Source organism: Kocuria rhizosphaerae (assembly GCF_044462265.1).
Classification (GTDB): Bacteria; Actinomycetota; Actinomycetes; order Actinomycetales; family Micrococcaceae; genus Kocuria; species Kocuria rhizosphaerae.
In genome coordinates, this window is the sequence record NZ_JBISWL010000014.1 from 1 (window position 1) to 11,462 (window position 11,462).

Annotated in this window: 10 protein-coding genes and 1 pseudogene; 3 read left to right on the top strand and 8 right to left on the bottom strand. The window is 75.4% G+C overall.

All coding sequences use genetic code 11. The features are described 5' to 3' along the window. From hemL to hemE, 8 genes and pseudogenes are all read right to left on the bottom strand, one after another. Window positions 1-1,311 (bottom strand): glutamate-1-semialdehyde 2,1-aminomutase (gene hemL / locus ACH9EU_RS01280; RefSeq protein ID WP_396412119.1); only part of this gene is annotated, 1,311 nt, incomplete at its 3' end. Between the two features lie 53 nt (window positions 1,312-1,364). Next, on the bottom strand, window positions 1,365-2,375 hold the full coding sequence (gene hemB / locus ACH9EU_RS01285) for a porphobilinogen synthase (protein WP_396412153.1): 1,011 nt from the start codon (window positions 2,373-2,375) through the stop codon (window positions 1,365-1,367). A 198-nt stretch (window positions 2,376-2,573) separates the two neighbouring features. Continuing rightward, window positions 2,574-3,395: pseudogene (locus ACH9EU_RS01290) on the bottom strand (uroporphyrinogen-III synthase); the annotation flags it as partial. Window positions 3,396-3,400: 5 nt separating this feature from the next. Then, entirely contained in the window at window positions 3,401-4,357 is a 957-nt protein-coding gene (gene hemC, locus ACH9EU_RS01295) for a hydroxymethylbilane synthase (RefSeq protein ID WP_396412120.1), read from the bottom strand. Continuing rightward, window positions 4,354-5,556 carry a ferrochelatase gene (locus ACH9EU_RS01300; RefSeq protein ID WP_396412121.1) on the bottom strand — a complete coding sequence of 401 codons (1,203 nt, stop codon included), beginning with the start codon at window positions 5,554-5,556 and terminating at the stop codon, window positions 4,354-4,356. Before ACH9EU_RS01300 ends, hemC begins: the two co-directional genes overlap by 4 nt. Continuing rightward, window positions 5,553-6,299 (bottom strand): hydrogen peroxide-dependent heme synthase, encoded by a 747-nt coding sequence (gene hemQ / locus ACH9EU_RS01305; RefSeq protein WP_396412122.1) that lies wholly within the window; start codon window positions 6,297-6,299, stop codon window positions 5,553-5,555. Before hemQ ends, ACH9EU_RS01300 begins: the two co-directional genes overlap by 4 nt. A 4-nt stretch (window positions 6,300-6,303) precedes the next feature. Continuing rightward, a complete protein-coding gene (gene hemG, locus ACH9EU_RS01310) occupies window positions 6,304-7,812 on the bottom strand; it encodes a protoporphyrinogen oxidase (protein ID WP_396412123.1) in 1,509 nt (502 codons plus the stop codon). After that, on the bottom strand, window positions 7,809-9,014 hold the full coding sequence (gene hemE, locus ACH9EU_RS01315; protein ID WP_396412124.1) for a uroporphyrinogen decarboxylase: 1,206 nt from the start codon (window positions 9,012-9,014) through the stop codon (window positions 7,809-7,811). Before hemE ends, hemG begins: the two co-directional genes overlap by 4 nt. A 127-nt stretch (window positions 9,015-9,141) precedes the next feature. On the opposite strand from hemE, the gene ACH9EU_RS01320 reads away from it, so the two are divergent. The 3 genes from ACH9EU_RS01320 to ACH9EU_RS01330 are packed head-to-tail and all read left to right on the top strand — an operon-like array spanning window position 9,142 to window position 11,408. Then, on the top strand, window positions 9,142-10,461 hold the full coding sequence (locus tag ACH9EU_RS01320) for a glutamyl-tRNA reductase (RefSeq protein ID WP_396412125.1): 1,320 nt from the start codon (window positions 9,142-9,144) through the stop codon (window positions 10,459-10,461). Between the two features lie 50 nt (window positions 10,462-10,511). Next, window positions 10,512-11,129, top strand: a complete 618-nt coding sequence (locus ACH9EU_RS01325) for a TetR family transcriptional regulator (RefSeq protein WP_396412126.1) — start codon at window positions 10,512-10,514, stop codon at window positions 11,127-11,129. A gap of 42 nt (window positions 11,130-11,171) precedes the next feature. Further along, window positions 11,172-11,408 carry a DUF3107 domain-containing protein gene (locus ACH9EU_RS01330; RefSeq protein ID WP_396412127.1) on the top strand — a complete coding sequence of 79 codons (237 nt, stop codon included), beginning with the start codon at window positions 11,172-11,174 and terminating at the stop codon, window positions 11,406-11,408. Window positions 11,409-11,462 lie beyond the last annotated feature (54 nt).

An 11,462-nucleotide genomic window follows, 5' to 3' on the forward strand; every position in this document is an offset into this window, starting at 1 on the left:
GTCCGGGCGGGCCGAGGCGGCCGCGCGCGCGGCGGCCGGGAGGGCTGCGAGGATCCGGTCCATCGCGGCGTCGTCGTGCGCGGCCGAGAGGAACCACGCCTCGAAGACGGAGGGCGGCAGGTACACGCCCTGCTCGAGCATCGCGTGGAAGAACGCCGGGTACCGGAACGTCTCCTGGGACTTCGCCTGCGCGTAGTCGTGCACGCCCGTCGCGGAGGTCCCGAAGGCCACGGAGAACAGGTTGCCGGCCACCTGGATCGAGTGGTCGACGCCCGCCTCCTCCAGTGCGGCCCGCACGGCCTCCCGCAGCTGCAGGGAGCGCCGGTCGACGGTCCGGTAGGCGATCCGGTCGGCGGTCCGCAGCGTCGCCGCTCCCGCGGCCATGGCGACCGGGTTCCCGGAGAGGGTGCCGGCCTGGTAGACGGGTCCCAGCGGTGCCAGGTGGTTCATCACGCCGGCGCGGCCGCCCACGCCGGCGACGGGCAGTCCGCCGCCGATGACCTTGCCGAACATGAAGAGGTCCGGTTCCCAGCCTCCCTCGGCCTCGTGGGTGAGACCCCAGTAGCCGGCCTCGTGGACCCGGAAGCCCGTGAGCACCTCGTCGCAGATCATGAGGGCCCCGTGCTCGCGGGTGATCCGGCGCAGGCCGGCGTTGAACCCCGGACCGGGAGCGACCACGCCCATGTTCGCGGGTGCGGCCTCGGTGATGACCGCGGCGATCCGTCCCGGGTGCGCGGCGAAGGCCTCCTCGACGGCGGAGAGGTCGTTGTACGGCAGCACCAGGGTCTCGGCGGCGGTGGCGGCCGTGACCCCCGCGGAGCCCGGCAGCGCGAGGGTCGCGACACCCGAGCCGGCCTCCGAGAGGAGGGAGTCCACGTGGCCGTGGTAGCATCCTGCGAACTTCACGACCAGGTCCCGGCCGGTCACGCCCCGAGCGAGGCGGATCGCGGTCATGGCCGCCTCCGTGCCGGTCGAGACCATGCGCAGCTCGTCGATGGCACCGATCCGCTCGACCACGAGCTCGGCCAGCTCGGTCTCCCCGCGCGTCGTCGCCCCGAAGGACAGGCCGCGTTCCACGGCCTCGTGCACGGCCTCGATCACCACGGGGTGCGAGTGCCCGATGAGGGCCGGGCCCCACGAGCCGACGAGGTCGACGTACTCGCGGCCGTCGGCGTCGGTGAGGTACGGGCCCTTGGCCGCGGTGATGAACGGCGGGGTGCCGCCCACGGACGCGAAGGCGCGCACGGGCGAGCTCACCCCGCCGGGCATGACCTTGCGGGCGCGGTCGAAGAGTTCCTGGGAGACGCTCATGGGTTCTGTTCGGTTCCTTCCGCCGGGGTTCCGGCTCGGGGGACGGTGGGAGATCAGGAGAGGCCGTTCTCCTCGCGGAACCAGTCCGCGAGCTCGACGGCGAAGTAGGTCAGCACGGAGTCGGCCCCGGCACGGCGGATGGACAGCACCGACTCCTGCACGGCGGCCCGCCGGTCGATCCACCCGTTGGCGGCGGCGGCCTCGATCATGGCGTACTCACCGGAGATCTGGTACGCCGCGACGGGCACCGGGGACACGTCGGCGACCTCGCGGAGGATGTCCAGATAGCTCATGGCGGGCTTGACCATGACCATGTCGGCGCCCTCGTCCAGGTCGAGCTGCAGCTCGTGCAGTGCCTCCCGCCGATTGGCCGGGTCCATCTGGTAGGTGCGCCGGTCGCCCTGCAGCTGGGAGTCCACGGCCTCGCGGAAGGGCCCGTAGAAGGCCGAGGAGTACTTCGCGGAGTACGCCAGGACGGCGACGTCGGAGTGACCCGCCTCGTCCAGGGCCGAGCGGATCACGCCGACCTGCCCGTCCATCATCCCGGAGGGCCCCAGCACGTGGGCGCCCGCCTCCGCCTGGGCCACGGCCATGCGGCCGTAGACCTCGAGGGTCGCGTCGTTGTCCACGGTGCCGTCCGCCGCGAGCACCCCGCAGTGGCCGTGGTCCGTGAACTCGTCGAGGCACAGGTCCGCCATGACCACGATGTCGTCGCCGACCTCGTCGCGGACCGCGCGCAGCGCACGGTTGAGGACTCCCTCGGGATCGCAGCCGCCGCGGCCCAGGGGATCCCGCTCGGCGGGCACGCCGAACAGCATGATGCCGCCGAGGCCCTTGGCCGCGGCCTCCGAGGCCGCACGGCGCAGGGAGTCCGTCGAGTGCTGGACGACACCGGGCATGGAGCCGAGCGGTGCGGGTTGCGAGAGACCTTCCCGGACGAACACGGGCAGGATCAGGTCGGAAGGGTGGACCCGGGTCTGGGCCGCCAGACGGCGGACGGCGGGGGTCGTGCGCAGCCGGCGGGGCCGGGACACGAGGTCGTAGCGCGGAGCGGAGCGGTTCACGGAGGTCTTCTCCTCGGTCGTCGTGGAGGGTGGAGTCGTCGTGGCGGACGCGGCCGCCGTGGCGGGCCGGCCCGCCGTGGTCAGGGGCGTGGTCGGGGTCGTGGTCACCGGCGGAGCGCCACCGGCCGCCGGTGGCGGGGACGTGCCCGCCGCGCCGAGGGCGCGGACGAGGGCGTCACGGACGTCCGAGGGCGAGGGCCGGTCCGCGGCGACGGCGTGCAGGCCGAGCGCGGCCGCGGCTCGCCGGGTCGGCTCGCCGATGGCCACGAGGACCGTCCGGGCCAGGACGGCGGGGTCCTCGCCCACGAGCTCGGACAGGTGGGACGGGGCGGTGAGCACCACCGCATCGGCCTCCCCCGCGGCCAGCAGCCGGAGCAGGGCGGCCCGGTCGAGGGGGCCCGCCCCCTGACGGGTCCGCGTACCGTGCGGGTCCGCCGGGACCAGCGGCCGCCCGGCCGGCCAGGGCACCGTCTCGTAGGCGATCGCCGTGAGCACACGGTATCCCCTGGCCCGGAGCCCCTCCTCCAGCTGCGGACGGGCCCGCGCGGAGAGCGGGACCAGCACCGTGCCGGGGTGCGGCTCGTCCGGCCAGTCGGCGAGCAGCCCGGCCGCCGAGTGGGCGGTGCCCGGGACGAGGTCCGGCACGAGGCCGGTGGCCCCGAGGGCGGTGGCCGTGGCGTCGCCCACCGCGGCCACCCGGAGGCCTGCCCCGCGGGCCGCGGCGAGCCGCTCGCCGAGAGCCGTTCCGCCGGACACCGACCGCAGGGCCCGGACGGAGTTGACGGAGGTCACGGCCAGCCAGTCCCCTCGGCCCAGGTCCGCCGCCCGGTCGAGGAGCTCGGCGAGCGGGGTCGTGTCCCCGGGCAGCGTGGCCTCCAGCAGCGGGGCGAGCCGGACCTCGGCCCCGTCCGCGCGGAGCAGCGCCACGAGATCCCCGGCGCGGTCGGCCGAGCGGGTCAGCACGACCCGGGCGCCGCGGAGGACGTCCGGGCCGCCGGACGGCCGGGTGGGGAGCGGCACGGGGCTCAGAGCGTGAGCCGGGCCAGCCGGCCGGCGCCGTCGGCGAGCAGCTCCTCGGCGAGCCGGACGCCCAGCTGCCGCGCGGTGTCCACGGTGGGCCGGGGCGTCCGGCCGACGCGGCGCATGAGCTCGCTGCCGTCGGGGTCCGCCACGACGACGTCGAGGACCAGGTCGTCTCCCTCGAACCGGCCGAACGTGCCCACGGGTGCGGCGCACCCCGCCTCGAGCCGGGTCAGCAGCGCCCGCTCGGCCGTCACGGACAGCCGCGTCGGGGCGTGGTCCACCGCCGCGAGTCCTGCGGCCAGCGGCGTGCCGCCGGAGGCGTCCTCGGTCCGGCACTCCAGGGCCAGCGCGCCCTGACCGGGTGCGGGCAGCATGACGGACGGGTCGATGAGCTCGGTGATGGCCTCCTCCATCCCGAGCCGCCGGAGCCCCGAGGCGGCGAGCACCACGGCGTCGAGGTCGCCGGGGGCCACCCGGGACAGACGGGTGCCGACATTGCCGCGGATGTCCACGATCTCCAGGTCCGGGCGCGCGGCGCGGACCTGCGCGGCCCGGCGCGGTGAGCCCGTGCCCACCTTCGCGCCCGCCGGGAGCCCGCGGAGGGTCAGCCCGTCCCGGGCGCACAGCGCGTCCCGCGGGTCCTCCCGCTCCGGGACCGCGGCGACCACGAGACCCGGCACGGGAGCGGTGGGGAGGTCCTTGAGCGAGTGCACGGCGAGGTCCACGGTCCCCGCCAGCAGCGCCGACCGCAGTGCGGTCGCGAACACGCCGGTGCCCCCCATCTGGGACAGCGGGCCGGTCAGCACGTCCCCCTCGGTGCGGATCGTGACGAGCTCCGGCTCGAGCCCGCCCGCGGCCGCCACGGCCCGGGCGGCCGCGCGCGTCTGGGTGAGGGCGAGCCGGGAGCCGCGGGTGCCCACCCGGAGCACCGGGAGTTCCGGCCGGTCGGCAGTCGTCATGCGTACTGCACCTCCCCCGTCCCGTCGAGGCCCACGGGGATCGGTTCGCCCTCGGGCCGCTGGGCGACCGTCGGACGCGGGCCGGAGGCCCCGCGCAGGACCTTCACGCAGCAGTCGGGGGCACAGTCGTCGAACCACGTCCCCTCGGCGCACGCCGAGATCCGCGGCGGGGCGTCCCGACCGGCGATCCGCTGCTCCACGAGATCCGCCAGCGCGGCCACGAACGCGGGGTGCGTGCCGGCCGTCGGCGTGCGCACGGCGGGCAGGCCCAGCCGCTCGCAGGTCTGCAGGGCCTCGGTGTCGAGGTCCCACTTGACCTCCATGTGGTCGGAGACGAACCCCAGGGGGACGATGACGACCCCGGAGACGTCCCTGCCGGCGAGCTCCTCGATCGCGTTGTTGACGTCCGGCTCGAGCCAGGGCACCTGCGGAGGCCCGGAGCGCGACTGGTAGACGAGCTCCCAGGTGTGGTCGCCGAGCGTCTCGGCCCCCGCCCGCTCGAGCACCGTCCGGGCAACGGCCAGGTGCTGGGCCACGTATGCGGAGCCCTCCTCGAACGCCATCCGTGCCGGGCCGGACGCCTCGGCGTCGGTCGTGGGGATGGAGTGTGTGGAGAAGAGGATCGCGACCCGGCCGGCCCCGGCGCGGGCGCGCAGCTGCGACAGGCCGTCCCGGAGGCCCTCGACGAAGGGCTGCACGAACCCCTCGGAGTCGTAGTACTGGTGGATCTTGTCGACCTGCATCTCGTCCGTGAGACCCAGCTGCTCGAGGGCCACCCCGTAGTCCTCGCGGTACTGCCGGCAGCCGGAATAGCTGGAGTAGGCGCTCGTGGCGAGCACGAGCAGCCGGCGCATGCCCCGGGCGTGGCAGTCCCGGACGACGTCGGCCACGTAGGGGTCCCAGTTGCGGTTGGCCCACAGCAGCGGAACGTCGAGGCCGCGGGCCCGCAGCTCCGCCTCCAGCGCCGAGCGCAGGGCCCGGTTCTGGGCGTTGATCGGGCTCACGCCGCCGTTGGCGCGGTAGTGCGTCGCGACCTCCTCGAGCCGCTCGTCCGGGATCCCGCGGCCGCGCGTGACGTTGCGCAGGAACGGGATGACGTCGTCCTGGCCCTCGGGCCCGCCGAAGGAGGAGAGGATCACGGCGTCGTAGGGCTCCGGGTCTCGGGCCCGGGCCTCGGACAGCGGTTGGCCGGCCGTCACCGCAGGACCTCCGCGACGTCGACGGAGCCGATCCGGCGCCCCGTGTAGAAGGGCGTCTCCTCGCGCACGTGCAGCCGCGCCTCGGTGTTGCGGAAGTGGCGCATGACGTCCACGAGGTCGACCAGCTGCGGGGCCTCCAGCGCGAGGAGCCACTCGAAGTCGTTGAGCCCGAAGCAGGCGATCGTGTTGGCGAGCACCTGCGGGAAGGCCCGGGCCTTCATGCCGTGGTTGCGCAGCATCTCGCTGCGCCGCTCGGCGTTCATGTAGTACCACTCGTAGGAGCGCACGAACGGGTACACGCACACCCACTGCTCCGGCGGGACGCCCCGGGCGAAGGACGGCGAGTGGTTCGCGGTGAACTCCGCCTCGCGGTGCACGCCCATCGCGTTCCACACCTGGCGGGTGCCGGCCAGCAGCTCGGTGCGGCGCAGGCTGCGCACCGCGGCCTGCAGCGCCTGCGGGTCGGGTCCGTGCAGCCAGGTGAGGACGTCGGCGTCCTCGCGCATGCCCGAGACGTCGTAGACGCCCCGCAGGGTCACGTCCTCGGCCTCGAGCCGCTCGACGGCGCCGTCGAACTGCGCGGCGGCATCGGCGTCGTCGCCCGCCGTCCGTGCCTCGGCACGGCCCTCGGGCCGGGCGAAGACCGACCACACGGCCCAGTGCAGGCGCTCCGTCGCACCGTCCTGGGTCGGTTCGGTGGCGGGGCGGTCGCCGTGCGCGTGGGGCCTGGTGTCGTGGGACAAGGCGTCAGTCCTTTCGTCGGGTGCTGGAAGGGGCTCGGGTGGGCCGGGCCGGGTCGGACGCCTCGGGGACGCCCGCGGCGGCGAGCCGCGCCCGGACCTGGGACCGGGTGTCGGCCACGACGGAGGCCAGGCCCGTGCCGGCCAGCCATCCCCCGACCGCGAGGGCGTCGGGCAGCTCCGCGACGGCCCGACGGAACTCGGCGACCCGCCGGGCGTGGCCGACACCGGCGCGGGGCAGCGCGGACTGCCACCGCACGACGTCGGCGCCGACGAGCTGGCGGGGTCGGAGCGGGACGCCCATGAGGGTCGAGGCGTCGGAGAGCGCCAGCCGGATGAGCTGGTCGTCGGGCAGGGACACCTCGGGGGGAACCGCGGAGGCGTCGGCCTGCGCCCGGCCGTAGGAGAGCCGCAGCACGTGCCTGCCGGGACCGGCCGCCTCGCGGACCCACTCCCACTTGGCGGTCGCGTGCGTGAGGGCCTTGGCCCGCACCCGGCGCACGTCCTCGCTCACGAGCAGTCCGGTCCCGCGGGGTGCGCCGTCGAGACGGGGCTCGTCGACGACGAGCGTGGCCAGCGCGACCTGGGGGCCGGCCTCGGGGGCGAAGCGCTGCAGGGTCTCGTGGTGACCGGCGAGCAGGCGGACGGCGGTCGGGCCGTCGGTGGCGACCACCAGCAGCTCGCCGCGCGCCACGGCGGTCTTGTCGCCGTGGCGCGGCTGGCGCTGGATCACCATCCAGCCATCGCGGCGGGGATCGCGGTCGAGGGCGATGACGTCGTGGTCGGTGACCAGTTTCACGCCCGCTTCCTCGAGGTCGTGCACGAGGGCCTCCGAGAGCGCGTTCATCCCGCCGCGCAGCCCCGCCACGTTGGCTCCGGCGGGAGACGCGAGGCGCAGCGCGGCCGCCGCCGCGCCGAGGGAGCCGTGCTCGCGCAGGGCCCGGCGGAGGCCGGGCGCCACGGCGTCGACGTCCAGGTCGTCGGGGTGGGCGGAGTGCACGCCCGCGGTGAACGGGGCCACGAGCCGCTCGAGCACCCGGTCGCCCATCCGGGCGCGGACGAGCCCGCCCAGGGAGGCCTCGGTGGTCCCCACGAACGCGGGCAGCCGGCGGTCCAGCGATGCCCGCAGCACGCCGGCACGGCCCAGGGCCGCCCGCAGCCGGGGCGCGGTGGGGTCCGCGGGGATGCCCAGGACCCCGGAGCTGGGGGCCGGGACGGCGCCCTCGGGCAGGTAGAGCCACGAGCCGGTCCGGTTGGGGTGGACCACGCGGCCGGCCAGACCCAGCTCCGCCAGCAGGTCGGGGACGGCCGGGGACCGGGTGGCGAAGGACTCGGCGCCCGAGTCCAGGACGAGACCGGCCACCTCGTGGGCGCCGACCGCGCCGCCGAGGTGGTCCGCGGCCTCGACCAGGGTCACGCGCAGCCCGCGGGCGGCGAGGTCGCGGGCCGCGACGAGCCCGGAGATCCCTCCACCCACGACGAGGGCCGTGCGGGGTGCGCGACGGGCCCCGCTCACGGCAGGTCCCCGCGCCCGGGCCGCGCCGGCTGCGCGTCGTGGACGAGGCCCACGAGGTCCGTCAGCACCTGGGGGTCGGTCCCCGGAGGCACGCCGTGGCCGAGGTTGACCACGTGGCCGGGGGCGTGGTCGCCGCCGCGCAGCACGGCACGGACGTGCTCGGCGAGGACCTCCCACGGGGCGGCCAGCAGCGCGGGATCGATGTTGCCCTGCAGAACGGTGCGGCCCCCGAGCCGGCGGTTCGCCTCCTCGAGGGGGATGCGGTAGTCGACGCCGACGGCGTCCGCGCCGGCGTCGCGCATCGCCTCGAGCAGCTCGCCGGTTCCCGTGCCGAAGTGGATGCGCGGCACCGGGAGGTCGGCGACGGACCCCAGCGCCGCCGCGGAGTGCTCCAGGACGTGGGCGCGGTAGTCGGCCAGCGACAGGGAGCCGGCCCACGAGTCGAAGAGCTGCACGGCCGAGGCGCCGGCCTCGACCTGGGCGCGCAGGAACGCCCCGGAGGTCCGGGCCGCCCACTGGGCCAGTGCCCGCCACGCGCCGGGGTCGGCGTGCATCATCGTGCGCGGGAGCAGGTGGTCCCGGGACGGGCCGCCCTCCACCATGTAGGCGGCCACGGTGAACGGCGCGCCGGCGAAGCCGATCAGCGGGGTCGCGCCCAGCTCGGCTACCGTGCGGGCCACGGCCTCACGGACGGGGTCGAGCGCCGCGTCGGGCAGCTCCGGCAGGGCCGCGACGTCCGCCGCGGAGCGCACCGGGCGCTCGAGCACGGGCCCGCGGCCGGGGACGATGTCGACGTCCACGCCGGCCACGCGCATGGGCACGACGATGTCGGAGAAGAAGATGGCGGCGTCGACGTCGTGCCGGCGCACCGGCTGGAGGGTGATCTCGGCGGCCGTCGCCGGGTCCAGGCACGCGTCGAGCATGGCCGTGCCCTCGCGCAGCGCGCGGTACTCCGGCAGCGACCGTCCGGCCTGCCGCATGAACCACACGGGGCGCCGGCCGGGGACGCGGCCGGTGAGGGCGCGCAGCAGCGGCGAGTCGGCCGTCCCGGACGAGCGCAGCGGATGCTCCGGCGGCAGCGCGGCCAGCGATCCGGTCAGACGGTCGAGGGCCGCCGCGGGTTCGGAGCCGCCCCGGGACGGGCCGGGCTCGGCTGCGGTCGACATGTCGGGCGTGCTCGCCGTCTGAGGGGTGGTAGCCATAATGACCCCATTGTGCCAAGGAAGTCCGGCGTCGTTTACTGACGCAGCGTCACCGGGACCGGCGTGACCTCCGTCTCGGGTGTCGCCGGGTCGCGGATGTGCGGCGAGCGTCTAGTATGAGTGGACTGTGGTCCTCTTCGCACTCGTCGCCTCGCACCAGAACGTCGATCTCAACACCGTTGCACGTCTGAGCACCGGTGCGCTCGGCCTGTCCGAGGAGCTGGTCCGCGACGGGCGGCTCCGCGGCGCGGTGACGCTGTCCACCTGCAACCGGATGGAGCTCTACGGCGAGCTGGCCCCGGCCCCGGGCACGTCACCGGAGGCCGCGCTGGACGAGGTGCTCGCGGAGATGTCCGAGCAGATCGGCGCCCGCTCCGGCCTCGACCCCGACCACGTGGCGGACTCGCTGCGGGCCTTCACCGACTCGGCCGCCGCCCGCCACCTGTTCACCGTGGTCTCCGGCCTGGAGTCCGCCGTGGTGGGCGAGCGCGAGATCACCGGCCAGGTCCGCCGCGCCCTGAACGAGGCCCGGCACAACGGGACCGTCTCCGGCGACCTGGTGCGCCTGTTCGAGGCGGCGGCCCGCACCGCCCGGCGGGTGGGCGCCCAGACCGCGCTCGGCGAGCGCGGCCGATCGATCGTCTCCGTGGCCCTGGACCTGGCCGACGACCTCTCGGCCGGCACCTGGGCGTCCCGCCGGGCCCTCGTCTTCGGCACCGGGGCCTACGCGGGGGCCACCATGGCCGCCCTGCGTGACCGCGGCTGCGCCGACATCGAGGTGTACTCGTCCTCCGGGCGGGCGGAGCAGTTCACCGAGAACCGCGGAGGCACGCCGGTCGGGTCCGGGCAGCTCAGGGAGGCCCTCGAACGGGCGGACGTCGTGATCGGGTGCAGCGGCGGCTCGGCGCCCATGGGGGCCGACGCGTTCCCGGCCGGGCCGCGCACCGTCGTGGACCTCGCACTGACCCGCGACTTCGACCCCGCCGTCGCCGACCTGCCGGGCGTGGAGCTCATCTCGCTGGAGTCGGTGCGTGTCGCCGCCCCCGACGAGACCAAGGAGTCCGTCGAGGCGGCCTCCGGGATCGTGGAGCGCGCGGCCCAGGAGTTCGCGGCCCACCAGGACGCCCGGGACATGGACGCCGCGATCGTGGCCCTGCGCAAGCACACCATGGCCGTCCTCGACGCCGAGCTCGCGAAGGTCACCTCCCACCACGGGTGCACGGCCGCCAGGGAGCAGATCGAGCTGGCGATGCGCCGCATGGTGCGCTCCCTGCTGCACACTCCGACCGTGCGCGCCCGCGAGCTCGCGGCGCAGGGCCGCCAGGACGAGTACATCACCGGCCTGGCCGCGCTGTACGGGATCGACGTGCCCGCCTCCCGGGCCGAGGAGCCCGCGCCCCCCGCCGTTGCCCCGGAGGTCACCGACCGCCCGCAGGCCGCCGGGTAGGACACCATGCGCGCGGCCGCTCCTGCGGCCCGCCGGAGGAGGAACGGCACATGAACGAGAGCAGGAGGGGTCGCCCGGCGCGCCTGCCGCGGGAGGCCCGCCGCCGTCAGCTGCTGGAGACGGCGCTGTCCGTGTTCTCCTGCAACGGCTACCACGGCTCCTCGATGGACGACATCGCCGACGCCGCCCAGGTGAGCAAGCCGGTGCTCTACCAGCACTTCCCCGGCAAGCGCGAGCTCTACCTCGCCCTCGTGGACTTCTACCTGCACGAGCTCTCCACGGGTCTCGTGGCGGCGCTGCGGGCCAGCGAGGTCAACCGCCGCCGCGTGGAGTCCATGCTGGACGTCTACTTCGGCTTCGTGGAGGCCAATCCGGAGGCCCACCGGCTGGTCTTCGAGTCGGACCTGCTCGCGGACCCCGAGGTCTCGGAGCGCTTCGAGAACTTCCACCTGGCCGTCGCGGAGGCGATCGCCCGTGTGCTCGGCCCCAACGCGGGGCTGAGCCACCCCCACGCGGTGCTCGTGTCCCGCTCCCTGACAGGCATGGCGCAGACCGCGGCGATGCACTGGATCCGCAACCCGGCAACGGGCGGGCGGGCGGAGGCCCAGCGGCAGATCTTCCGTTTAGCTTGGGGCGGAATCTCGGTGATCGACGAGGACTGGGAGTAGGCCGCTCCCTAGACTGGCCGGGACGCACCACGAGGAGGAACCATGGAAATCAAGATCGGCGTCCTGCACGTCGCCCGCGAGATCGTCGTCGACTCCGCGCTCGAGGCGCAGGAGGCCGTGGACCAGATCACCGCGGCCGTCTCCTCCGGGTCGCCGCTGACCCTCACGGACACCAAGGGCAACGTCACCGTCGTCCCCGCCGGCGTGATCGGCTACGCCGCCGTGGGCGCCGAGCAGAAGCGGCCCGTGGGCTTCATGCCCTTCACGAAGGACGACTGACCCCCCCCTGCCCGCCGGCCCGGCGGGCCCGGCCCGGCGACCGCACGGAGCGTG

Coding starts and splice junctions, on each gene's coding strand:
- hemC (WP_396412120.1), bottom strand. CDS start 4,357: ATGACGACTGCCGACCGGCCGGAACTCCCGGTGCTCCGGGTGGGCACC.
- hemE (WP_396412124.1), bottom strand. CDS start 9,014: ATGGCTACCACCCCTCAGACGGCGAGCACGCCCGACATGTCGACCGCA.
- ACH9EU_RS01325 (WP_396412126.1), top strand. CDS start 10,512: ATGAACGAGAGCAGGAGGGGTCGCCCGGCGCGCCTGCCGCGGGAGGCC.
- ACH9EU_RS01330 (WP_396412127.1), top strand. CDS start 11,172: ATGGAAATCAAGATCGGCGTCCTGCACGTCGCCCGCGAGATCGTCGTC.